Consider the following 24,076-nt stretch of genomic DNA (forward strand, 5'->3'; position numbering starts at 1 on the left):
TTTTGTTCATGCTATCTTGCATTAAATATGGATTTGGATAACGAACCTGTCTTAAACAGGGCAAAAGCCAGCAGTACCGTATAACCCGCCGTTCCCCAGATCGCGCCGTGCACGTCGCCGGACGATGGGATAGACTGGACCAGCACTGCATAAATGGCAACACAGATCAGGATCAAAAAACCCTGAAAACCCAGGGCAAAAAGGGAACGCAGATACCCGGTTCCCATTTGTCCCCATTCCCGGTTTGCCATTGTGGAAAACGGGATCGGTGCAAGGCTCACGGTTAAATAAATCTCGATCATACGGCCATATACAATGACAAAGATCACGATGGACAGTACCCACATACACAGATTGATGATGTTGGTTTCCAGCCACAATCCAATCAGTTCCCACATTCCCATTGCTTCAAGCTGGGTTTCCAGGTCAGACAATGCCGCCTGCACATCCAGGTTCCCGTTTATGACACCGGCACTTTGCGACACCACATTTTGGGCCACATCAAAGACCGCCATCACAATCGTAAAACAGTTGGTGAGCAGGTAAGTGGCAACAAAAGTCTTGAAAATCCACTTGAAGATGTTGAATGTATCGAATTCGTGCATGTTGTTCTTTTCGAGAATCATCTGGATCAGTTCATACACCAGAACAAAGGTAAGGATCATGCCCGCAATGGGAATGACGACGGTTTCCGAAAGATTCTGGATCATGGAAAACACGCCGCCATTCCAGCCCTGCGGGGTCTGTCCTACCTGATTTGCCACATCCGCAACCTGGTTGTTGACGGAGTTGAAAATACTGGTGTACTGTCCGGTGATCGCATCGATCAGGCCCTCTTTAATCCAGTCTGTTATCCATTCAAACAGACTGCCCATAAGTCAGCCCTTAACCGAACAGGCCGGAAAGCAGCGGGATCAGCGTTGCACCAACCAGAGCGATACCTCCGCCTGCCATAAGCTGCTTGATCCCCTGGGATTTTGCACCTGGGTTATCATTTCCGTAACCTTCGAGAAGGTTTACAACACCCCATGCGCCCAGACCTGCGCCCAGGGCGATCACAAGGATCTTCAAAGTATCAATCGCGCTTGCAAAAAATGCCATAATGTTCCTCCTTTAATTTCAGAAATTTTAATTTGTGATATGGCCGTATCAGGCCGGAAACAAAAAAAGCCGCCGCACTGTTTTTAGAAAAAATCTGTTTCAAACAGCACGGCGGCATGGGGCAGGAAAAATCCTGCGGTTATTTACTTTTCAGGGAGAATCACGAATCCTCAAAAAATCCTCCTTTCATCGTGACAAAAACAAAGCCTGCCAGGGCGTCATGCTTTGACAGGCAGGAACAACTTTATAAAGTCTGGGAAGCCAGATCTTCGGCTGTGACTTCATAATTGCGGTATCGTTCACCGGGACGCATCGGCATCCGGGTAGAAAGAAACTTTTCGATATTAAAAGCGTTCTTCTCATTAAAATCGGAAAGCAGTTTGTAATTTGGGTGTTTGGTTATATCGTATTTCCGGGAGAGGAACGGCCGCACACCCCTGATCTGCAACAGACATTTACCCCCGTCCATGACTGCCAGTTCATCCACCGACATCAGATCCTTTCCCAGCTTTTGAAAATTTTGTCCGTGGGATTCCTGATTGCCCTTTGTGACACTGGTGTTATACAGGTCGATGGTCTCTTTCCCCAATAGGGAGTTCCAGCTTTTTAAGGTGGTTTCTTCTTTGCCTCCTAAGAAAAGGGAGGCGTCACAGTTACCGATGATGGTGTCCATGTTGTCTTTATACAGGGCTTTGAGCTGGCTTTGCGCCTGCAGCACCAGGCAGGCAGAGATCTCACGGCTTCGGATGGTCGCCATAAGACGCTCCAGGTTCGGGATCTGCCCGATATTTGCCGCCTCGTCGATCAGGCAGCGCACATGGATGGGAAGCCTTCCACCATATACATCATCCGCCCGCTCACACAAGCGGTTAAACAAAATGGAATAGATCAGACTGATCAAAAATGCAAAGGTCCCGTCCGTATCACTCATAATAAGGAAAAGAGCAGTCCGTTCATCTCCCAGCATATCCAGATCCAGTTCGTCATACATGGTAATTTCCCTGACTTCTTTAATGTCAAAAGGAGCCAGTCTGGAAGCACAGGAAATAAGGATCGACTTGGCTGTTTTTCCGGCAGCGAGCTTATATTTCTTATATTGACGCAGGGCAAAATGATCCGGGTCTTTCTGTTCCAGCGCGTCAAAGAGAAGGTCAACGGCATTTTTGAACGACTCATCATCCTCACGGACTTCCATTGCGTTCAGCATTTCTACCAGTGTGGCAAAATTCTGTTCGTTTGCCGGAGCCTCATAATAGATATATCCGATCAGTGCCGTATAGAGCAGGGTTTCTGCCTTGACCCAGAAATCGTCTCCGGCTTTTCCTTCGCCTTTGGTATTGGCGATTAGGGTAGTGACGATCTTCAGAATATCTTTCTCGGAATGAATGTAGGCGAACGGGTTAAAGTGCATACTTTTCTGGAAATTGATCGTATTGAATACCCGTATTTTATAGGACTCATAGATGATCTTTCCTTTTTCATTACGCACAGGCTTTCCGTCCTTGTCCAGCTTTGGTGTGCCTCGCTGCAACATCTTTCCGCATTCCACAAGGACTGTACCTTTCGGATCGGTGACGACGTAGGAACTGTGCATTTGCATCAGATTGGGCTTGATGAAAAAGCGCGTTTTTCCCGAACCTGATCCTCCGACTACCAGTACATTTTTATTTCTTGCATTGGCCGGATTTTTGGGCCTTCCGTTTAACATCAGTCCTTCACTTTGGGTAAGAATGATATTGTTTTCCGGATTTGGGTCCATAAACGGGGCAATATCGGCTTTATTTCCCCATCTTGCAGAACCATATTCCACATTTTTGCGGTATTTCTTAGCGTCTTTCCCTCTAAGATAGACTGCCAGCCGCATAATGGCTGCACCGCAGAAACCGATCAGCCAGTCCATTGCCGCCCCCGGCCACATACTCTGAAACGCAAGGGCAAAGCCTTCGGACAGTCCTAACAGCTTTTGGGAAGCGTCTGCTCCGGGAGCCAGCCGCACCGCTTCGCCCAGCTTGGCAAATACCAGAAGGAACAGAACATAAGGCAGATGGAGAATGACCTGTTTTTTCAATGTTTCTGCATCAATCTTCATCGTTCCGGTCCTCCGTGTTCTTTGTTCTTTACACGGTCACGGCCAAGCGACTGTGCCAGTTCTTTGAACTTATGAAGCTGTATAAGCAGCGACGGTCTGGTGCTGCGTGTAAGGTCTTTCTTTGTATATTCCTTAAAAGCTGCCGTCAGTGCATCCGCCTGGTTTGCCTTGAAATATACCGTCCATTTTGGGGGATCGGTCCCAAGTTCCTTTTCTATATGGTAGCGTACCTGATGTTTTCTGGCATACCGTTCAAAAGAGCGGATTCGCCCTGAAACTTCAATGGTATTGGCTCCGGGGTCTTTATAAGTCAGCCGCTTCATGCTGTTGCGCCCGACTTTTGGCATTGTGCGTTCCTGTTCCATCTTTTGGAGTACCGCAGCAATAGCCGCACGCAGTACCCGCCCTGACAGTTTTGCTGCCTGTATAGAAACAGAAACCGTTCGTTGTTCGAGTTCTTCCTGCAAGAGCATCCTCCTTTCTGATAAAATCGGTATTTATAATATGGAAATAACTTTTTACCGGCTTTCCCCAAGAACCTGCTGTCGGGAAGCGTGTTCAAAGGCTTTTGCTGCCTGATCGACCTGAATTTTAGCATGTTTCAAAAGCGTCTTGATGATCGTAGCCGGGCGTTCCTGTTCCTCCAGATGATCGACCATCCCTTTGCACTCATCCGGGAGGTATGCCGCCATATCTTTCAACACATCGGAAAAGTTACCCATAAAGCCCCAGCAGCTATCCGACAGCTCCCCGTTTTTATAAAGCTCAAACCCATAACATTCGCCACGCAGATAGGAATCATAAGCGGCGACTTCGCTGCGCATCAGTGCGTCCGCTTTCTGCCGGATGGCGCCGGTCATCTTGTCAGCGTCAAATTCCTTTAGGGCATCTTCTTTGGAAACATAGATCCAGCCGACCTGTCCGCTGTCCCATTCTGCATGAGGAGCCCTGCCTGAGAAACTTTCTGTACTCATGGCAAGACCTGAGTGGTCGTAGAGATAGAGGGGGAGCATCAGATACTTTTCCGAAATTACTTTCTGCATTGCTTCATCGATCGCCCGTTCCTCTGTCTTTGGTCCATGCCGGAAACGGCTGCTTACAATGTTTACCATCCGTTCATAGCGTTTCATGCCGGCTTCATCATGTCCTACGGTATCTAAATACATTTCCCGCAGGAAGTCATCTTTGTCCATATGGTTGTGATGGTCGCCCAGCGCATAGCGGGGATGAAAGCATACCATCGTCCCAAAATGTTCATCTACCTCACGGGGAGAGATCAGAATATCGTCCGGCTGCACCATAAGGGCATAAGGTTCATTTACTGCCATTAACATAATTGGCTCCTTTCTTTCTACAAATCCGGGCCGGAATGGTGCATCATCGGTTTTTCCCGGTGCTCATTGGTTGCAGGCTGCTTGACTGCAATGATCTCGCCGGCAAGCCTTGCAAATTTTTCAGGGTACTTAAACTGCTCCCCATATTTCTCCATCAGATCCGGGGAAAGGTCTGTAAAATTTTCCTCGCCAAGACCAACGATCAGAAAATTCCCGGACACAATATCATAGATGTGGCCGTCATCGTCAAAGAGAGCTCGGTTCAAAGGCAGCCCCATCAGCTTGCCTTCTTCATTGCAGATCAGAGCCACCGGGTCCTCATACGGATAGACCGCCTGAATATCTCCGCCCACTGCCGCCTGCAAGGATTTCAGACCACTTTCGATCTCCGCAGCATAAGGGGACTTGCCCGGCTCTACCATTAACACTTTCATAATTGTATATCCTCCTTCTTTTTCATTGCCGTACCGGGAGTGGTTGGCGTTTTTTCCTGAGTTTTTGCCACAGAGAGCTTCCCCAGGACGGAAGGCTTCTCCTGGTTTTCGGGTGTAAAAATACCGCCCTCCGAAACCTCGGCGGCGGCATGTTCCGTTTTGGCCTGTTCCAGTCCTTCAACCGTATAGCCAGGTAAAAGAGTACCGTGAACCATAAAATGGTGCTCATATTCTTTCGGGATCGGCGGGGAAATTTCCGTGAATAAATGGGAATAGGCTTTCTTTCGCCCGTCCAGGTATTTTATGGCTGCGTTCTTATCTGTATATCGTTTCTGGTTTTGTCCGGCAATCTTTGCTCCATATCCCTGCTTCGGGGAATGAATACGGACTTCCCATGTCACATACCAGGCAATCGGAACACTCTGTTTGGTTTCTCTGTCATATTTCGTATCTTCCCAAATACTGCAGGTCATCTGATAGACCCGGTTGCTGATTTTCTGATCCGCCCTCCAGTTATCGGTGTCTTTCCACTGGTTGCCGGTATGTTCAATCTCCGGTGTACGAAGATATTCCAAAGCCCGGTTGATCGTCTGTGTTGCCGCTGCCTGCTGTTCCCATTGTTTTGCAGCAGCCACCACGATTTCATAGGCTTTCTGCTCCCCGTCGATACTTCCCTGGCGCATGGCTTCCAGGCTATCTATTCCCATTGTGATCAGAGTAGAAATATCCACATTTTCACAAACTACGCTGTGTTCAATTTTAAGCTCTGATCCCGGCGTCAAGTGGTCGCCATACCGGTAGGCATGATAATCTTTATTTTCTTCCAAAATGCTGTTCACCTCCTGCTATATTTCCGGCTCGTGGTTTTTTCTGGAAAACGTCTGTGCCGGTGATTTTTTATCTGCCGGCCTGTTTGCCGCAAGCTGATCCATCACGGAAGGACGGCCGACGCCGAACATGGATAGCTGCCCGTCCGCCGCCTCACGAAGTTCAGAAACAGAGAGGGGAAGCGTTACATCGGCATGGGTCAATAGCTGTTCCCGTTTCAAATCCTGAATGATCTCGTCAAAAACAGCGTTGATTGCACGGCGTTCTTCCCCCACAGGGAAGGCTTTCAATACCTCCATTTCTCCGTCTTTACCGGAAACCAGGGTAAGGGCACAGTCGGCATGGCCTGCCAGATAATCCGATGTGTAGGGCAGTTTGTCCTTGATATAACAGGCAAAGGCTCTGGCTGTCATTTCCACATTGCTGTCCCAATAACCGCCGTCTTTTTCACATTCTTTTCCCATGCGTACCGAATTACGGTAAAAATCAGTTTCCGTCCGTCCAATCTGCGGAGCTTCCTGCGCCTGCATCCCGGAAAGCATACGCTCAAAAATTTCCAGCCGTTCCCGTTCACTTTTGGGAATTACCCGGCCGGTAACATTCTTCTTAAATGCGCTGATCTGTTCCACAGAGCCGGGTTCGCCGGACAAAAATGCTTCCCGCAAGACTGCGTAGGTTTCCATCTGTTCCTCATTGCCATACCGTTTCAGGGAGGCAAGAACCGAGGAATCCAGCCAGCTTGCCGCATTTTTCCGGGTGCGTTCTGTTTGTGCTTCCGTGCGCTTTGCTGCCTGTTCCGGTGTTTCCGGTTTATACTTCATGGTGTCAATGAGTTTTTGGAACGGCGCATAGAGGTGGGGCTGTTCTGACAGCATCCCTTTTGCTCTCATCTTTGTACCAAGATAATCGTCAAGTCCATGCCACCATTCATGTGCCAGGGAACCGGCCCCGTGCATTTTTGTAAGATTGATGACTGTACGCAAAGGTTCATAATGAGCTGCAGCATTGCCGCTGCCTCTTGCACCAAAAGCGATAGCAAGTGTTCCCTGATAAGCAATATCTTTATCGCTGATCTTAAGGGCTGACGCCAGATCCTTTAGTGCTTCAAATCCCATGTTAAGGGAGGTCTGCCGGTCGTTCTGGTTCATCCAGTTTCCAAACTCACCGCCGCGGAACCCAAAGGTATCAAGATAATGCTGTCCGGTGATCTCCACGCCATTCCGATAATCCGGTCCGGTACGTTTGACATGGGCAAGCTGTGGAGGGACAAAACGGATCTTTCCGTTTTTGTTCCTGCCTTTGGCAAGTTCCTGCACCCATTTCAGGGCAGCTTCTTTGGTCCCAAAATTGGTCCGCAGGATCGAATAGCCTTTTGTCACATAGTAGGTACCGGGTTTCCAGTCCCCATTTTTAGAATAGGTCTGTTTCCCGTCGTTGAAGTGGATCGCATAACCTTTCGGTATTTTCTGCTCTTTGGAAACACAAAACTGTTCCTTTTTTGCTTCCTGAGTAAAGTTGCGCTCAAAATATTCAGCTGAGCGGATCAGCATGGTATTGGACAATTTGTTTGTGATCACGGGATTGTCCTGTCCCTTTTTCGTTGCCCGGTAATGGATTCCGCTTCCCCAGCCCTGTACCTTTTCTAAATATCCATTGTCAACGAAAAAGCGGTCATAGGCTCTCACAGCATCCTCCACAGTACGGACATCTGAAAGCACTGTCTGCAATTCCCGGACTGTTTTTATATATTCCTTTTGTCTCGCGGTCCGTTTTTCCGGGGTGTCATCCGTGCGGTAATACTGAGGGGAAGCGTTTAAGCCGTCTCTTGCTTTTTTAATAAAATAGACCACGCCAAGAGGAATCCCTTCCTCCAGCATGGCTGCATAGTCCGGCTTTTTCCAAACATTATCCTTTTTCACAAATTTTTCGGCTTCGCGCTCATTCATGGCTTCCAGATCATCTGCATACAGCCCGCGGTCTTTCCACAGGTCTTTTTTCGCACCGCCGATCTTTTCGCCGAAATCTTCATGCACTCCTGCCAATCTTCATCACCTCCAGTCAGTGTAAAATTCTTATCGCTCCGGGGCAGGGCGGCGTTCTTCGTTTTTGTGAAGTTGTGGGAGGTTTCCTGTGAGCCGGTCAGTTTCCCTGCGGATCAGTTTGTCCAGAGCGCCTAAATCCTCCGGTGCAATGGCAAACTCCCGGTAATTTTCATACCACAGGCCCGTAGAGATTGCCGCGATGGGCGCAATTTTCTCCGAACCGGATGGAAGAAGGCGATACACAGGGGCTTCGTCATAAAGAAGCATCTGCTTTGCCGTTCCCTGTGGTATGCGGTACTTATCCATATCCGGGTTCTGGGCTGCCTCCATATATTGCATATTCAGGCGTTCTTCTAAATCCTGGGGCATATAACGAAATGCCTGATCCATCCACTGTCTGAACATCGTGGAATAGTGGTACTGCCATTCCGTAACTTGATTCGGGGCATAAGAAAATCCCCAACTTTTCAGAGCATCTTTTTCGTAAAGCTCCATTTCAGTCCATTCTTTCAGGCTGACCGTAGCCGCTGAACCATCTTTGCGTTCAATATTGACGCCGCAGGGATAGAGGATATTTCTTTTTATATCCTGCCGCAGCGTGTCTAAATCCATCATCAGGACATCTCCGTACAAGTGACCGCCCTCGCTCCGATCCGTATGAAACAGGAAAGCCCTCGCTCCGATGAACTCCGTTGTTAAGATCATTTGATGAAGATCCGCCGTAGAACAATAAGCAAATAAGGCGTCGGAAAGCCACATGTGATTTTTCCCCATGATGGCAATGGAATCAGCCCCGGTATTTGTTGCCAGAGAACGCATATTGAATTCGCATTCTCTAAGAAAATCTCCGGCAAAAATATGGAGTTCATACGCAAAGACGGATAAGTCTGTATCGCGGATCAAATGAATCTGCGGTAGTGGTTCCTGATTCAATCAAATTCCTCCTTTCATGTGAAGCAGCTCTTTGACCTGCTCATTTTCCGCAAACGGCTGGCTATCTGTCCCCGCCATTTAATCAATCCCTCCCATCTGCCGGTAGCTGCCCGCCGGCAATCTTGCCGACAATCTCCGGACCGGTTTCATAAATCTGCATGAGGCGTTTTGCTGTGCCGCAAGGCTGTGCAGCTCCGCTGGTCCAAAGACGCACTGTGGATGGGGCAACATTCATCAAAAGCGCAAAGCCCTTTTCGTTCATGTCCAGCTTTTTCATCAGCGATTTAACCATATCGGGGCCGTAGTCTGGACACCGGGAAGCCTCGGCAATCATCTGCAAAGCGGTATTTTCAATTTTTTTCATTTTCAAATCCTCCTGTTATTTGTTTTCCAGCCTTATGCCGGGGCAAAGCTGATCTGGTTGTGTTTCATCCTTTTGGCAAAGTCCGGCATCGAATAATTTACCCCGTCAATTTCTGCATGGGTGTCATCCAGACGATGACAAACAGCAAAGTGCCTGTCCCCGTTTCCATAGAACAGGCAGAGTAAACCATTGTCGGGAATGGAAAACAGCGCTTTTCCGGCGCTGTCTGTAAAGCAGATATGTTGAGATCCATTCATGTTGAAATCCTCCCTAAATTGAAACAGCCGCCTCTTTTGGGCGGCGTTGGTGCTGGCTGGTTTGCAGTTGTTCCCGAACCAGCAGCAATTTCTCATTGTAATCTTTTCCCATCCGGGGAGGGTTGACACTTACCCGGATATGACGGAAACGTTTATCCTCGTGAAGCATGGTCTTGATTTTCCGGGCATTGACAAATCCGGCAAGGTCGTGGTCCATATAAAGGGTAACACGCCGTATCTCCGGGTGGCGTTCCAGGAAAGAAGTCAGCGCCACATGGGAAGTACCGCCCAAAGACAAGCGATAACCATTCCATTTCCATCCCTCCAGCTCTTGAAGTGTCGCATGGGAAAGCGCATCAATAGGAGCTTCAAAGACTGCCACATGCCGGCTGCCCGGACTTTGCGGGGGATAACAAAAGTTATATCCTTTGTCGCTGCCATAGACATCCTTTTTGAGATTGCCGCTGATACTGCGCATACAGGCAAACTTCGCTTTCCCGGAATCATCTTTCCCAACAAACACACAAACCGGTTCTCCATGATACCGGGCTTCGTAAAAAATCCCGGCTTGTAAACACTGGCGAATGACTTCTGAGCTGATCCCCCGTTTCTGCAAATAGAAGACCGCAGCGGTCGCGCAACGTCTGCCCCAGGGGAGAGCGAATGTTTTCTTTTCCGGCTCTTTTGATACCTGTATTTCTGCCGTACTTCGGTAAGCCGGTTCCTGTGGGATTTCGCCACCTACCAGAGCATGAACCGCATCCACAAGACCATATCCCCGAATCTGGATCAGGTAGTCCAGCGCATTGATACTCCGTCCGCGGCTGTTCCAGTACCAGTACCTTTTCCCGGTCACATATACCAGACTGTCATGCTCCTTATGCCGGAAATTAGGTCCATCCTGTTTCAGCACGCCGGGTTCATGGAATTGCAGGTAAGTAAACAAGTCAGCTTCCCGCGCTGCCTGAATCTGTTCTTTGGTTACGCCGGGCATAGTACCGGCACAGTGTTTCTTTTCATTGTGCTTTGCCTCCTTCCTGTGATGAAATGAAAAAAGACACCCAAAGGTGCCTAACAGCCGTACAGGTCGTGATTGACCTCGGCACGGTAATAGCTGTCCATTGTAGCCGGGGCATTATACAGCGCCGCCAGCAGATACGCTTTGATGTTTCCGACCTTCGTTGTGTTCTTGTCGATACAGTCAAAGACATACTCTAAGTGGCCGGAATTGATCTTCAGGAACCGGCTCTTGACGATTTCCCTCGGAAAATCATCTCCGGCAATGCGAATGTAAGGGCGTTTCGACAAAATCACTTCAAGCATAAGTTCAAGGGCTTCATCCAAACGTTCCCTGCCATACCGTAAGACCAGTAAGTCATATTCAATATTTTCTTTGATGATTTCACGATAGGCTTCTATCAGCTCTATCCGATCCATCCCATCCGTGCGGTTTGCCGCTTCCGGCTCTGCCGGATAGATTGATGGATAAGTTATTGATTTATCTTTTTTTGATTTTTTTGTTTTTAATGGATTAGTATTTAATTGTGCCGGATTTTCCTGTTCAGGTTCCGCCTGTTTAGGTTTTGCCTGTTCTGGTTTTACCTGTCTTGGATTTTCCCGTTTAGGTGAAAGCCCTGTGTTTTCGGTACTTACAGGCTGCTCATGGATCGTATATTCAATGTCTCCCAACTGCCCGTTATCATAGCGGAGGCGCTGTCTGGTGAGATAACCATGCCGCTCCAGTTCCTTCAGGGCAGTAGTGATAGAATCCACACCATCCTTGCAGATATGGGCGAGTCCCTTTGTGGTATAATCCCAATCTTCCGGCAGCGACAACATAAGTGATAAAAGCCCCTTTGCCTTTAAGGACAACTCCGTATTGCGCAGATGGTGATTGCTCATTATCGTAAAGTCCTTTGTTTTCTCTACACGGAATACTGCCATTGTACCGCCTCCTTTCTTCGACTATTCCGTTACAAGGCATGATCCCTGCGGTCATAATGGAGATGACCGTCAGAGACCTTCGCATGGTTTTTCAGTTTCACTTCGCCCCGTTCCTGGCTCTCTAAAAATTTCTGATAGCCGGCATCTGTAAGGAACAAGCGCATCTTATCGCCTTTGTCGCCAACAGGGGAATCGTAAGACAATACATCAAAGACGATCATGTGCTTTACTTCTGGATCAAAGCGTTCAAGTGCCATGATGTCATGCCCCTTCAATTTTTCTGCCCCTGATTGTTGTCTGGCCTCGGCGATCTTTTCTCCAATCGTCCGGGCTGGATAGGGCAGACGGTAATTCTTCTGAATATCTTTTACCAAGTCCATGCACTCTGCATTTGACAGAACACGAAGTTTTGCCATAAGACCTTCTGCCGCCTCCCGCTGTTCGGAATTATTTGAATACCGCACGGTCATATAAAGTTCATTCAGGATCTTTGTCTGATAATCGCCCTCCACTTGAAAGAGCAGCTTTTTTTCCATTTCGTTTAATTCCATGTGGATCTCCTTTCTCTCGAAAATGAGTATGAAAAAAGGGCGTCCACCTATAAAAGTGAAACGCCCACGGCAACCAGCGGTCAGACATAAAGCCGGACCGCTGGCACTATTAAATTTTGTCGTTAATAAAACAGCCTCCTTTTTTCTTTATAGTTTTCGTCAATTTTCAACTTGGAAAAGGAATTGAATAAAAGACGACAAACGCTCAAACCCCTTGAAAATAAAGGCTTTTTCTGTTTGTCGTTATTATACCGTAACGGCATTCCCATGTATCGTTATTGATCAATATGGGATTTACGGTATTGGCAATTGCAGACCGAATGGGACATGAGAGCATTGATATCACTTACCGATATGCACATTTGTTTCCAAGTGAGCAGACACAAATGGCAGAACAGCTGGATATTGAAAGGATGGAAAAATTAAATGGAGAAAAATCTGGACAGTAAAGGAAGATGGAGAAACAAAATCGTAGCATTCCGGGTATCACCGGAAGAAGCAGAACAGATTGATGCATGTGTCCGATTGTCAGGACTTAGCAAGCAGGACTATATCACAAAACGATTAACTGATCGGGAAATTGTGGTACAGGGGAATCCAAGAGTGTATAAAGCATTGCGAAATCAGATGGCAGAGATTTATGAAGAACTGAAACGTCTGGAAAAATGTAGCGAGGAAAACGAAGAGTTGCTGAGTACCCTGAGATTGGTTGCAGAGACATTGTATGGATTGAAAGGGGAAAATGAATGACAGAAAAAGAAAAAATGACTGCTCCGATTGCATCTGTTGGCGCAGATGTGGAACAGCCATCAAGTAATAAATTAACCAACCAAAGTATAGCAGATTTGCCCGGTAAGGGCAATCTGCAAGCCACAAATAATGCGGAAAATACAGCAAAATCAGCAAATAAAAAGAATCCATATGATCTGGAAACCGTTTCTATGATGGAATTATATGATACCGCATATCCACCAAAACTGCCAATTGTAGATGGACTTCTGTATAACGGAACTTACTTATTTGTCGGTTCACCGAAGATTGGAAAATCATTCTTTATGGCACAGATCGGGTATCACATCAGTAAAGGAATTCCATTGTGGGGCTTTTCGGTCAGACAAGGAACGGTTCTTTATCTGGCACTGGAAGATGATTATGCAAGATTGCAAAAGCGGTTATCACAGATGTTTGGAATGGAAGGCAGTGAGAATTTCTATTTCGCTACAAAATCTAAATCGCTCAATGACGGACTGGAAAAACAGCTTGTAACGTTTGTGACAGAGCATAAAGACGCAAGATTGATTATCATTGATACTCTTCAGAAGGTTCGAGAGGTCGGTGGAGATAAATTCAGTTATGCCAGCGATTATGAGATTGTAACAAAGCTGAAAGCATTCAGTGATAAATATGGCATCTGTTTTCTGGTTGTGCATCATACAAGGAAAATGGAATCTTCAGATAGTTTCGATATGATTTCCGGTACGAATGGTCTACTAGGAGCTGCGGATGGAGCATTTGTTATGCAGAAAGAAAAGCGTACAGATAATAAAGCAGTTCTGGAAGTGGCAGGGCGTGACCAGCAGGATCAGAAACTATGGTTAAACTTTAACCGGGAGAGATGTGTCTGGGAACTTACCAAGACAGAAACGGAACTTTGGAAAGAACCAGAAGATCCAGTGTTGGAAAAAATCAAAGAGCTTGTAACAGAAACTACGCCAGAGTGGGCAGGTACAGCAACAGAGTTGGTGCAAATCCTGCAGGTGGAAATGCAGCCAAACGCATTATCAAGAAAATTAAATGTCAGTTTGGAACGTCTGATTCTGGAATATGGAATCCAGTATAAAACAGAACGAGGACACGATGGAAGAAAAATTAGATTAACCTTTGTCGGAAAACAAGCGTGACGATATGTGACGGTTGTGACGGTATTTTATATAGCGTGACGGTAGTGAAAATATCGTCACTATCGTCACGACCGTCACGGAAAGGAGAAACATGGAAAGAAAATCACAGGTACAGATACCAAAAGATTTATTACTGGCATTGTTCCAATACCATCTTGCCGGAAATGAAGATTATTTACCGAAAATTGAAAAAGCATTGATGGAAAAGCTGGACAGCATGGTAAAACGAGAACTTTATACAACCTTTAAAACAGCACCAACAGAGGAAGAACGGGAAAAAGCAAGGCAGGAATATTTGGATAAATGCGGAGTACCGGAGAGCTTTCGCTGGTAACAATTCAGCTTGATTACTTTATAACAGGAGCGTGACACGCACCTGTAGATAGCAGACAAGGAGAAAGCAGGTAATGTGCAGTCGGGAGTTGGCTGGCGAAGTAAGGAGATTTTCAAAAGGGGATTCTGATTCAGGGCGTCCCTGCGGAAATGATAAATGAAGGGAGAATGACACCATGAGAGAAGGAAGATTAGGTTACAGCAGTTATAACAAAAGATATGGATTATTATCATCAGACTTATGGATTGATTCAGGATTTCACTGCGGAGAATGTCTGGAAGTTCTAGTTGATGATCAGTGGGTAAAGACACGAATGGAAATGAATCTGGCGAGAGAATGGTATTTGGTTGGAACACCGTATTGCGGAGATTTGGAGTATGTACGGGCAAGGATACCGGAATAAAGCAGACAGAAAGAGAAAAGGCTGATTGGTTGTTAGTGATAAAGAATAAGCCCGGACACGGGCAGAAAAAGAGGGCGGATACGCCCAAAGTAAAAAGCTAAAACCAAACTATAGCAGAGGTATGAAGTATCTCACAAAGCCCTCGGCGTTTGAGAGCGAAATACACTCATCGCACAAACTTCGTTTATGCTCTGTGTATTTCGCCCTGCCGTGAGCTGCTTGTGCTGGAAACAGCAGTTAGTTCGTAAACGGATGCCTGAGCATCCACTCACAAAAATATAGCAGAATTTACTTTGCTGAAGAAAAAGGAGGGAGTGCCTATTGCAAGAAATTCATTTATCCAATTAACGAAACTAAGCAATGTAAAAGGTCGGATCACTTATATATCCAGCCATGCAAAACAGGAAAATCTTTATGCGGTTTATGAAACTACAGAACGGAAATTTTGGAGAGAACTTGCAAAGTGTAATCAGGAAGAATTTGCAAAAAGCGGAACGGAAGGGAAATGTATTGAAGCACGAGAACTGATTATTGCTTTACCGGAGAGTTTTGTGGAATATTCACCAGATAGGTTGCTGAGGTTATTTACAGAGCATTTCAAACAGAACTATGGAACGGAATGTATTGCAGCATTGCATCACAATAAAAGGAAAACGAATTATCATATTCATTTGATCTTTGCAGAACGAAAACAGTTGGATGAACCGATCATTAAGACTGCCAGCCGGAATATGTTTTATGATGAAAACGGGAAACATGTCCGTACCAAGAAAGAAATATTAGGAGAAGACGGAGAAATCCGGGAAGGCTGCCACATCGTAAAGAAGGGCGAGATTTATGAGAAGAAGTTGTTTACAGTTAAAGATGAACGGTTTAAAAGCAATTCTTTTCTGGATGAAGTGAAGCGTTCCTATACTGATCTGATCAACCTTTATGTGAAAGATGAAAATCAGAAGCTACAAGTATTTCAACGTGGCAGTGTTTATCTTGCAACAAAGAAAATCGGGAAACGTAATCCCAAGGCACCGGAAATTGAAGCGGATAATCGAAAACGCCAGGAATGGAATCGGGCGGTTGATATGGCATTGATCAGCGGTATTCCGGAACCGCAGATTATGGAAGTGAAACAAAAAAGAATTTCAGAACCAATCAAGAGTGCAATTTCCCGAAAGGGAAGAAAAGCAAACTTATTTGCAAAAGTTGTTACGATGGCGATTGAGGCACTGGAACTGATGATAGAAACGGTACTCGTTAAAAAGTATAAGGAATCTTTGGAACAGAAAGAACAATTACAGAAAACAGATGCTTCTGATATGGAGACTGTAATTCCAGAAACAGAGCGAACAGAAGCAGAAATTAAAGAGCCAGTGGAAAGATTGCCAGAACCGAAACAGCCGGAAATGACAAGAATGGCATCAAAATATCCGAGATTCTATAAGATTTACAATGAACTGGAACAGCAGAACAATGCAATTTATAAGAAAGAGAAACAACGTTCTGCCAAGAAAAAAGAACTGTCTGAAATTAAAGGCTGGTTTAAAGGAAGAAAGAAAAAAGAATTGCAGGAAGAAATCGACGATCTGACAAGCCAGATCCGGAATATGAAAGATTATCTTCCAAAGATTGTACAGAAAGTCGGCTACAGAAGTGTACAGGAATTTCTGAAAGACTTTAAAACTGCAAAGTTTGAGTATAGTCAGTATCAGAAGGCAATCGCACAATGGAAACAAGAAACCGGAAAAGAGCCAGAGCTGCAACCACATGGTGTCAGGGCAAAGTTGGTAGCAAACAGAAAGAAAATAGAGCAGGAACAGAAAAACACGCAACGCACCCGAAGCCAGAGTAAGGATCGAGGGGCGAGATAGGAGAATAAAATCATGGAGAAACACATTATGGGAGAAAATGGAATCAGCTATACTTTGGGAGAGGACGGTCTGTATTATCCAGACCTGTATCTCCCGAAGGAGACAGAATATCCGATTGGAAAGTATGGAATGTTGCGAAAGACGTATTTAAAAGAGCATCGGAAAGGGCTGTATCTGGAGCTGGTACTTGCCGGGAAATTGAATGAGCATTTGCACCAGATCGACGAGGAGTGTCATCAGATGATGGACAGGCTGGTGGAGCAGATGAAAGAACAGCAGGGAGTGACAGAAGAATTGAAGATGCAGGATCAGATGGCATGGGTTGGGAGAATGAATAATATCTGGGCTTGTGCGGAAGAAGTGGTGATGAAAGAAATTGTTTATAGATAGTAGGATTTAGGGCAGTTTTCGGGCTGCCCTTTTATAAAATATGCGAAACAGAAAAGAACATACGTTTGTAAAAGAACATTGAAAACAGGGCCGAGTTATAGTATAATAGCAAGAAATAAAAGGCTTGTAGGTAGGTGGAATATGCTAGAAAAAATTATAGAGCTTACAAACGAATATATAGAAAGTATGCCAAAAAAAGAGCGTAAAAAATATGGACAGTTTTTTACAAGTATGGAGACTGCCCGTTTTATGGCTGGTTTATATAATATTGATGAAAAGAAGAGTAAGGTAAGCGTACTCGATGCAGGAGCAGGTTCGGGCATATTATCATGTGCCTTCATTGAAAGATTGGAAACGATAGATTCCATTCAGAAAATTGAGATTACCTGTTATGAGAATGATAATAACGTATTACCATTATTAAAGCGAAATTTGGAATACTGCAAGGAAAAATCTGGAAAAAAGATAGTCATTAATATAATCGAAGACAATTATATCCTTAGTCAGTATCTTGATTTTAATCATATGATAGGTGGAAATGATAACCCTAGGAAATATGATTTTGTAATTGGCAATCCGCCATATATGAAAATCCCTAAAGATGCTCCAGAAGCAACAGCGATGCCAGAGGTATGCTACGGGGCACCGAATTTGTATTTTATTTTTGCTTCTATGGGACTGTTTAATTTATGTGAGGATGGGGAAATGGTATATATTATTCCTCGATCATGGACATCCGGAGCATATTTTAAACGCTTCAGAGAGTATTTCCTGACAGTAGGTAAACTGGAACATATTCATCTTTTTGTCAGCCGTAGTAAGGTATTTGACAAAGAGAGTGTATTGCAGGAAACGATTATTATTAAGGTGAGAAAAACGGTTAGAACGCCAGAAACCGTTACCATTACATCTTCGCAATCGAATAGTGACTTTGGCGAAATTACTTCATTGACAGTTCCGTATGATTTGGTTGTAGCTGGTGAGGATTATTATGTTTATCTTGTGACAGATGAAGACGAAGTAGAGGTTTTGAGAAAACTTCATAAATTTGATAAAACGCTGCCTGCAATTGGAGTAAAAATGAAAACAGGGCTAACGGTGGATTTTCGTAATCGTGAAATTTTGCGGGACGAGGAAGAAGAAGGAGCGATTCCTTTATTTTATTCGCAGCATATAAAACAGGGAAAGGTAGAGTTCCCAATACAGAAAGAACATGAATATGTGGTGACAGAACAAAAGGGATTGATGCAGGATAACAAGAATTATCTGTTTGTGAAACGATTTACAGCAAAGGAAGAACCTCGAAGATTACAGTGTGGAGTATATCTGGCAAAAAGATTTCCGCAATATAAAAAGATAAGTACGCAGAACAAAATTAATTTTGTGGATGGTGTATTAACAGAGATGTCGGAATGTTTGGTGTATGGGCTGTATGTATTGTTTAATTCAACGCTTTACGATGAATATTATCGTATTTTGAACGGATCTACGCAGGTTAATTCAACAGAGATCAATGCAATGCCTGTGCCGGATTTAGAAGATATTCAGGAAATGGGAAGAAAAGTGCTTAAAAGTAGGGACTATTCAGAGGCAAATTGCAATTTGATATTGGAGGGGTACTGTGGATAAGAAGATAGAAGAAACAAGGGAATTTCTGCAAACAATAGGTATGCCTAAGGCACAGCAAGCGGATATATGCTGCTACGTGATACTGGCAATGGCGGGAGTAAAACCAGATATGTCATGGAGTGAAGCAACAAATGAATGGATTCGTATTCATGATATTATTCAGTTTGTCAATACATTTTATGACATGAGTTATGCGGAAAACAGCAGAGAAACGTTTAGAAAGCAAGCTCTGCATAGATTCCGGACCGCTGCTTTGATAGAGGATAATGGGAAAGCAACCAACAGCCCAAATTATCGGTACAGATTGACGGAAGAAACAGTACAAATACTAAGAACTATGGGAACTCCAAAGTGGAAGGAATCTATAAAGCGATTCCTTTGCTACCATGAGAAGTTAATTGATCTGTATGCTTCTAAAAAGAAGATGACAATGATGCCGGTAAATATAAATGGTGAAAGTTTTAAATTCTCTACAGGTAAGCATAATGAACTGCAAAAAGCCATTATTGAGGAATTTGCACCGAGATTCGCTCCAAATTCTGAATGCCTATATGTTGGAGATACAATAGCAAAAGATCTGGTAAAGAATGTAGAAAAACTGAAAGAGTTAGGCTTTGAAATTACACTACATGATAAGATGCCGGATGTTGTGCTGTACCGGGAAGATAAGGACTGGATTTATTTTGTGGAATCGGTAACATCGGTCGGTCCGATGGATCCGAAACGCATATTGGAAATTGAAGAAATGACCAAAGATGTTACGGCTGGAAAGATATTTGTAACAGCGTTTCTGGACTTTAAGACATATAAAAAGTTTGCAGAGGAACTTGCCTGGGAGACGGAGGTTTGGATTGCTGAAATGCCGGAGCATATGATACATTTGAATGGGGACAGGTTTATGGGCCCGAGATAATGAAAGAATGGGAGGTATTATAAATGAGTATAGTTAAGTCTTTTTCTGTTGGTGATGGTGATATGTTCTATATTGATCATAACTCTGATAATTTTACAACTATTGATTGTTGTTATTCAGATGATGAGAATAAAGAAACAAATTTTGAAGAAATGAAAGAGATAGCAGATAAAAAAGGAATTACTCGTTTCATATCTACACATCCAGACGAAGATCATATTAAAGGAATTGAGGATTTTGTGGAAGAAGTCGGAATAGTAAATTTTTATTGTGTGGAAAATGAAGCAATAAAGGAAGATGAAACGGATAGTTTTAAAAAATATTGTGAATTAAGGGATTCAGATAAGGCATATTATGTTTCAAAAGGATGTAGAAGAAAATGGATGAATGTATCGAGCGAGGAGCGTGGCTGTGCAGGAATAAATTATTTATGGCCAATTACTTCTGATGAGGATTATCAAGAAGCATTAGAGAAAGTAAAAGAGGGAAAAGAATATAATAATATTTCACCGATTTTTACATATTCAGTTGAAAATAATGTTAAAATGATGTGGATGGGGGATATGGAACATGACTTTTTAGAAAAAATTAAAGAAAAAATAGAATGGCCAGAAATTGATATTTTATTTGCCCCGCATCATGGGAGAGATTCCGGAAAAGTTTCGGAAGATGTTTTGAAGAAACTAAATCCACATATTATAATAATTGGCGAAGCTCCATCTCAATATTTGAATTATTATTCTGGATACAATACGATTACGCAAAATTCAGCAGGGGATATAGTATTTGATTGTTCGGGAGATTATGTGGATATATATATTGAAAAAGAATCATATAGATATGACACAGATTTTTTAGAAGATAAATCAAAATCTGATAGTAGCTATGGACATTATTTGGGTTCATTTAAACCTAAAAATGCATGAGGCTAAATGGAAATGACTGATATAAAGGATTATAGAAATAGTGAATTAAAAAACTATGTTATAGGGAATATATTATTGGTTTTGTATTTTTCAGGTATGTTTAGTAAGATTTTTTCAGAGGATGTTAATAGCAATTTAGACATCTGGTCTATTGTCATAGAATCTGCCTTAATATCATCAATAATATATATTTATGTTTTTTTGTTGGATTCGATGATTCCAGGTAATATCAAACAAAAGATTGCATACTTTCATATCGGAAAATTGCCAGGATACACAATTTTTACGAAAATGAAACAAAGTGTAAGAGATGATCGTTTTACACAAGCTGATGTTATGCAAAAATATAATCAAATATATGCTAATATGCCGACTGATAGAAAAGAAAGAGAAAAATATGAAAATGCCCAGTGGTATAGATTGTATAGGGATTGCAAAAATGAAAATAAAATACTAATTACAAATAGAGATTTCTTGCTTTGTAGGGATATAACAATTATTACGTTAATGTTATTGATTATATATATGATGCTATCATGTCTGAAGATTATGATGTTCTCAAAAATTATTGTTGAAATTATGGGGGTTGAGCTAATCGTTTCAAATATTTCAATGAGGGGTAAAGCAAAACGCTTAGCATACAATGTTATTTCGGAAGATATATATAAATAATGCAACAATCCTGAACAATATGTTCTTGAATCAAGAGATTAATAGGTTGTATAGTTACTTTCTGTAAATTGATGCAACATGTGGAAAACGAGGCGAAGAATCATGAAGATACCGAATGATTATATGGAATTGTCCTATCGCATGGAAATTGTAGAAGACAAGGATGAAGGCGGATTTGTGGTTTCTTATCCAGATCTGCCTGGTTGTATCACTTGCGGAGAGACAAGGGAGAGTGCAGTAGTAAATGCATTAGATGCGAAAAAGGCATGGCTTGAAGCATATTTTCAAAATAATGATTGCGAAGGAATCTCAACGCAGTTATAATGAAGTGGCAACAAACTGGCAACAAAAAATCAGCAAGCCAAAATAATATATGTAACAGAGATAAAATACTGGCAGAAAAGAGATAAAAACTAAACATATATGTTTAGAGATGCCTTCGAATTTGCCGAGTTTGAATAAGGGAAACACACGTTCAAACACCCCATAAATAAAGGGAAAACACAGAATATAAGTCTCTTATGAGAACATTTTGAGAACAAAATTAAGAATAAGAAGAGTTATTTTGACTAATAAGTTGAAATAGCTCTTCTTTTTTGCTTGAAAAGCCGATAAACAAAGGGATCTGGAACTTTAAGCCTGATAAAAAAACAAATTATTTTAACATTGGTTACAAGAGAAAAAAGAAGTTTATTAAAGGAAAAGGTATAGTGCCTCTAACTCTAAATTTATGGTGAAAGGCAGTATATTAGAAGAGGCTCAAATGAGCCGGAAAAATCTCCTTTAAGCAATGCATAAGATTAGTTTCTACTTATTATAAATATAAGTATGAAGTTGTTGACTATGCCGTGACCCGTATACAAATACGATAGCAAGCTACAGCACATATACCGGTGACGACTGGAGAAAAGAAACAAGGCAGTAAATAATTTTTGGCGTGTTATATTACTGCAAAAGTATCAGACGTGATGCAATGCATTGGGAGAGAAAATCAGGAGGAATATATGGAATACAAAGGTTTAGCAGTTGGAAATACAATTAAATCATTAAGAATAAAAAAGAATGTATCTGTATTTGAATTGGCTTACAGAGCGAAAATAAGTCAATCGCATGTGTATCAGTTGGAAGAAGGAAGTAATAAAATGAGTATAGATCTTTTATATAGGTTGATGGATGCTCTGGATACAGATGCGAATACAATATTGGGAATAAAAGAAAATAATGAAAATTCAGTGGATGAAAGACTGAAAGAGTTAAGTCCTAAGATGAAGGAAAACTTGACGGAATTGTTTTTGAAGACAATAGATGGGGTGAAGAAATAGAAGTTGAACAAAATAAAGATTATATGAAATAAGAGTCGAATCTAAAACACTTACAAGTATATTTGTAAAAATGTTTTATTCGACTTTTTTCAGTAAAAAAATAATTTGTAGACATAATATTTAAATGACATCAAGAAACGAATTATGTGACTTTTAAATTTTGGAATTATTGACTAAAAAAGTAAATAAATGTATAATGCGAATAAATATATGAATTAAGGGGGATAAAATGTCAACTATAGTTCTTTATAAGGATAGATTAAATGGTATAAATACTTACATAAACGATGTGACTAATTCATGTGATAGTCTAAGTACTCAATTAAATTCTTTGAAGTCAATCTTACAGGGGGTAAGTTCTAATTCTTGTAATCTACAAGACACAGTCAATAATATTAGTGCTTCAACAAAAACTGAAAAAGATAAGGGATTTAAAGAAACTCAACAAAAAAATTGGTGAGTTTATTTCTGTTACAGTAAAGAAGGATAATTCTGTAAAAGAACAAATCGAGAAAACTAAGAAAGAGTTTTACACAAAATATTCATATTTGAAGCCGGAATGTGAAAAAAATGGCTTGGAAAAAGTGTGTGACGGATTAAAAAGTGCTGTAAGCTGGCTTGTGGATAACATTAAAGAGATACTTGTAGTTGGCTTGGCTGTATTAGCAGTAGTTGCCGTAGTAGCACTTGCGATTGCTACATTTGGACTTGGTGCAGTGGCTATTGCTACGGTGGTTGGAGCAGCAGCGGGATTGGCAAGCCAGTTAATAACTGATATAGTTAGTGGATTTGTCACGGGAAATTTTAAGGTTAGTAGTCCGTTGAATTATATTTCATCGGCAGTAGGGGGAGCAATTGGAGGAATTATAATGTTACCAACAGGTGGTGTTGCTGGTGTTTCAGTATTTGCTAGTAAAGTGTTTGGAAATTTTGCATTAGCAGCAACAGCAGATGTATTTGTTTCTACTTCTCTGAGTGAAGGTACTCCTATGATATTTAGCAAAGAAAAATTATCTTTAGGTCAGTGGGGAAGCAATGTCGCAGTAGGAACGGCATTGTCATTAGTCTTAGCAAAAGGGTTTGATGGCTTCACTACGAAATTCAACAAGGGATTAAAAAATACTGGATTTAAGATTACGGAAAGATTTGCAGGGAGTCATAGTTATAGAGCTGACTACAATAGATCTATAAAGAGATTGATACATAAAAATTCTAGTTTAAAAAATATAACATATAGGACATATAGAAACGGATTTATGGCAGAATTTACAGAAAATATTTTTAGTAACCCTACAAATGGAGTGCTTGGCGTGGGATGGGACGAAATAAAGGAATTAGTATTTAATTAGTGTGAAAGGAAGGAAAATATGAAAAAAATTGAATGTTATCAGCCAAGAGAAATTGTAAAAATGTTAATTTATCTTTTTCTTTTTTGGACAGTGATTTGTTGTGTGAGTGTAATATCTAATAATGATTATTTTATTGAAGGAATAGTTTGCTCTATTTTTTTTGATATGACTATTTTTCTTACAATATTTGGAATATTAGTATATAAAATAACAGCAACAGATGAATGTATTATTATAAGAAAATGGTATGGCAGATGTGTAAAAGTTAACTTTGATGATATCACCCAAGTTGTATTTGCCACTTTAAGCGGAAAGCCTGTGGATGCTACTCGAATTCACATATATAAAGGTAAAAAGAAGGTGTTATCTTTAGATCCGGTAATGGAAAATTATGATAAAATGAAAAATTATCTATTAGACCATATTGATGAAACAAAAATAGATACAATTTCGTAGAGACAATATAGACGTAAAAATTGACTATTCAAAGTTTAC

Annotated in this window: 28 protein-coding genes and 1 pseudogene; 15 read left to right on the forward strand and 14 right to left on the reverse strand. The window is 42.2% G+C overall.

All coding sequences use genetic code 11. The annotated features are described in order from the left end of the window. Positions 1–11 precede the first annotated feature (11 nt). The 14 genes from NQ558_RS03350 to NQ558_RS03415 all read right to left on the reverse strand — a co-directional run bounded on the left by NQ558_RS03350 (position 12) and on the right by NQ558_RS03415 (position 11,877). The gene (locus NQ558_RS03350) at positions 12–875 is read right to left on the reverse strand and encodes a VirB6/TrbL-like conjugal transfer protein, CD1112 family (RefSeq protein ID WP_005361084.1); all 864 of its coding nucleotides are present in this window, start codon (positions 873–875) and stop codon (positions 12–14) included. A gap of 10 nt (positions 876–885) precedes the next feature. Then, positions 886–1,101: a Maff2 family mobile element protein gene (locus NQ558_RS03355; RefSeq protein ID WP_005361081.1), complete on the reverse strand. Its 216-nt coding sequence runs from the start codon at positions 1,099–1,101 to the stop codon at positions 886–888. A gap of 244 nt (positions 1,102–1,345) precedes the next feature. Next, on the reverse strand, positions 1,346–3,190 hold the full coding sequence (locus NQ558_RS03360; RefSeq protein WP_005361076.1) for a VirD4-like conjugal transfer protein, CD1115 family: 1,845 nt from the start codon (positions 3,188–3,190) through the stop codon (positions 1,346–1,348). Then, positions 3,187–3,657 (reverse strand): PcfB family protein, encoded by a 471-nt coding sequence (locus NQ558_RS03365; RefSeq protein WP_040446572.1) that lies wholly within the window; start codon positions 3,655–3,657, stop codon positions 3,187–3,189. Before NQ558_RS03365 ends, NQ558_RS03360 begins: the two co-directional genes overlap by 4 nt. 51 nt (positions 3,658–3,708) lie before the next feature. Beyond that, entirely contained in the window at positions 3,709–4,524 is an 816-nt protein-coding gene (locus NQ558_RS03370) for a hypothetical protein (protein ID WP_005361071.1), read from the reverse strand. Positions 4,525–4,541: 17 nt separating this feature from the next. Next, positions 4,542–4,958: a DUF3846 domain-containing protein gene (locus NQ558_RS03375; protein ID WP_005361068.1), complete on the reverse strand. Its 417-nt coding sequence runs from the start codon at positions 4,956–4,958 to the stop codon at positions 4,542–4,544. Further along, positions 4,955–5,785 (reverse strand): hypothetical protein, encoded by an 831-nt coding sequence (locus tag NQ558_RS03380; protein WP_040446570.1) that lies wholly within the window; start codon positions 5,783–5,785, stop codon positions 4,955–4,957. Before NQ558_RS03380 ends, NQ558_RS03375 begins: the two co-directional genes overlap by 4 nt. A gap of 18 nt (positions 5,786–5,803) precedes the next feature. Then, entirely contained in the window at positions 5,804–7,819 is a 2,016-nt protein-coding gene (locus tag NQ558_RS03385) for an LPD1 domain-containing protein (protein WP_330588435.1), read from the reverse strand. 39 nt (positions 7,820–7,858) lie between these two features. Further along, positions 7,859–8,761, reverse strand: a complete 903-nt coding sequence (locus NQ558_RS03390) for a hypothetical protein (RefSeq protein WP_040446567.1) — start codon at positions 8,759–8,761, stop codon at positions 7,859–7,861. Positions 8,762–8,843: 82 nt separating this feature from the next. Continuing rightward, positions 8,844–9,125, reverse strand: coding sequence for a helix-turn-helix domain-containing protein (locus NQ558_RS03395; RefSeq protein ID WP_005361060.1), 282 nt, complete (start codon positions 9,123–9,125; stop codon positions 8,844–8,846). Between the two features lie 32 nt (positions 9,126–9,157). Continuing rightward, a complete protein-coding gene (locus NQ558_RS03400; RefSeq protein WP_005361058.1) occupies positions 9,158–9,382 on the reverse strand; it encodes a hypothetical protein in 225 nt (74 codons plus the stop codon). A 13-nt stretch (positions 9,383–9,395) separates the two neighbouring features. Further along, positions 9,396–10,376 (reverse strand): toprim domain-containing protein, encoded by a 981-nt coding sequence (locus tag NQ558_RS03405; protein WP_005361056.1) that lies wholly within the window; start codon positions 10,374–10,376, stop codon positions 9,396–9,398. Between the two features lie 77 nt (positions 10,377–10,453). Beyond that, complete coding sequence (locus NQ558_RS03410; RefSeq protein WP_005361053.1) at positions 10,454–11,326, reverse strand: DUF6017 domain-containing protein; 873 nt, start codon at positions 11,324–11,326, stop codon at positions 10,454–10,456. 29 nt (positions 11,327–11,355) lie between these two features. Further along, the gene (locus tag NQ558_RS03415) at positions 11,356–11,877 is read right to left on the reverse strand and encodes a DUF5720 family protein (RefSeq protein ID WP_005361050.1); all 522 of its coding nucleotides are present in this window, start codon (positions 11,875–11,877) and stop codon (positions 11,356–11,358) included. Positions 11,878–12,134: 257 nt separating this feature from the next. Here NQ558_RS03415 and NQ558_RS03420 point away from each other — a divergent pair. The 15 genes and pseudogenes from NQ558_RS03420 to NQ558_RS03490 all read left to right on the forward strand — a co-directional run. After that, positions 12,135–12,326, forward strand: a pseudogene (locus tag NQ558_RS03420) (hypothetical protein); the annotation flags it as partial. Then, on the forward strand, positions 12,304–12,627 hold the full coding sequence (locus NQ558_RS03425) for a plasmid mobilization protein (RefSeq protein ID WP_005340449.1): 324 nt from the start codon (positions 12,304–12,306) through the stop codon (positions 12,625–12,627). The pseudogene NQ558_RS03420 and the gene NQ558_RS03425, both read left to right, overlap by 23 nt. After that, on the forward strand, positions 12,624–13,778 hold the full coding sequence (locus NQ558_RS03430; RefSeq protein WP_005361045.1) for an AAA family ATPase: 1,155 nt from the start codon (positions 12,624–12,626) through the stop codon (positions 13,776–13,778). The genes NQ558_RS03425 and NQ558_RS03430 overlap by 4 nt, the downstream gene beginning before the upstream one ends. A gap of 91 nt (positions 13,779–13,869) precedes the next feature. Continuing rightward, positions 13,870–14,112: a hypothetical protein gene (locus NQ558_RS03435; protein ID WP_005361044.1), complete on the forward strand. Its 243-nt coding sequence runs from the start codon at positions 13,870–13,872 to the stop codon at positions 14,110–14,112. A 175-nt stretch (positions 14,113–14,287) separates the two neighbouring features. Further along, the gene (locus NQ558_RS03440) at positions 14,288–14,515 is read left to right on the forward strand and encodes a DUF5348 domain-containing protein (RefSeq protein WP_040446556.1); all 228 of its coding nucleotides are present in this window, start codon (positions 14,288–14,290) and stop codon (positions 14,513–14,515) included. A gap of 293 nt (positions 14,516–14,808) precedes the next feature. Beyond that, positions 14,809–16,380 carry a MobA/MobL family protein gene (locus NQ558_RS03445; RefSeq protein WP_242652122.1) on the forward strand — a complete coding sequence of 524 codons (1,572 nt, stop codon included), beginning with the start codon at positions 14,809–14,811 and terminating at the stop codon, positions 16,378–16,380. Positions 16,381–16,392: 12 nt separating this feature from the next. After that, positions 16,393–16,770 (forward strand): TnpV protein, encoded by a 378-nt coding sequence (locus tag NQ558_RS03450; protein WP_005361038.1) that lies wholly within the window; start codon positions 16,393–16,395, stop codon positions 16,768–16,770. Between the two features lie 141 nt (positions 16,771–16,911). Then, entirely contained in the window at positions 16,912–18,399 is a 1,488-nt protein-coding gene (locus NQ558_RS03455) for an Eco57I restriction-modification methylase domain-containing protein (protein ID WP_005361036.1), read from the forward strand. Continuing rightward, on the forward strand, positions 18,392–19,312 hold the full coding sequence (locus NQ558_RS03460) for a BsuBI/PstI family type II restriction endonuclease (RefSeq protein WP_040446554.1): 921 nt from the start codon (positions 18,392–18,394) through the stop codon (positions 19,310–19,312). The genes NQ558_RS03455 and NQ558_RS03460 overlap by 8 nt, the downstream gene beginning before the upstream one ends. Positions 19,313–19,335: 23 nt before the next feature. After that, positions 19,336–20,238, forward strand: a complete 903-nt coding sequence (locus NQ558_RS03465) for a ComEC/Rec2 family competence protein (protein WP_005361033.1) — start codon at positions 19,336–19,338, stop codon at positions 20,236–20,238. A 6-nt stretch (positions 20,239–20,244) separates the two neighbouring features. Beyond that, positions 20,245–20,910, forward strand: a complete 666-nt coding sequence (locus NQ558_RS03470; protein WP_005361031.1) for a hypothetical protein — start codon at positions 20,245–20,247, stop codon at positions 20,908–20,910. Between the two features lie 102 nt (positions 20,911–21,012). After that, on the forward strand, positions 21,013–21,234 hold the full coding sequence (locus NQ558_RS03475) for a type II toxin-antitoxin system HicB family antitoxin (protein WP_084812548.1): 222 nt from the start codon (positions 21,013–21,015) through the stop codon (positions 21,232–21,234). Positions 21,235–21,914: 680 nt separating this feature from the next. Continuing rightward, positions 21,915–22,232 carry a helix-turn-helix domain-containing protein gene (locus tag NQ558_RS03480; RefSeq protein WP_040446552.1) on the forward strand — a complete coding sequence of 106 codons (318 nt, stop codon included), beginning with the start codon at positions 21,915–21,917 and terminating at the stop codon, positions 22,230–22,232. A 398-nt stretch (positions 22,233–22,630) separates the two neighbouring features. Further along, the gene (locus NQ558_RS03485) at positions 22,631–23,581 is read left to right on the forward strand and encodes a hypothetical protein (RefSeq protein ID WP_156774965.1); all 951 of its coding nucleotides are present in this window, start codon (positions 22,631–22,633) and stop codon (positions 23,579–23,581) included. An 18-nt stretch (positions 23,582–23,599) separates the two neighbouring features. Next, positions 23,600–24,037, forward strand: coding sequence for a hypothetical protein (locus tag NQ558_RS03490; protein WP_005361022.1), 438 nt, complete (start codon positions 23,600–23,602; stop codon positions 24,035–24,037). The last annotated feature ends 39 nt before the right edge of the window (positions 24,038–24,076 follow it).

Origin of the sequence: Eubacterium ventriosum (genome assembly GCF_025150745.1) — a bacterium.
Classification (GTDB): Bacteria; Bacillota; Clostridia; order Lachnospirales; family Lachnospiraceae; genus Eubacterium_G; species Eubacterium_G ventriosum.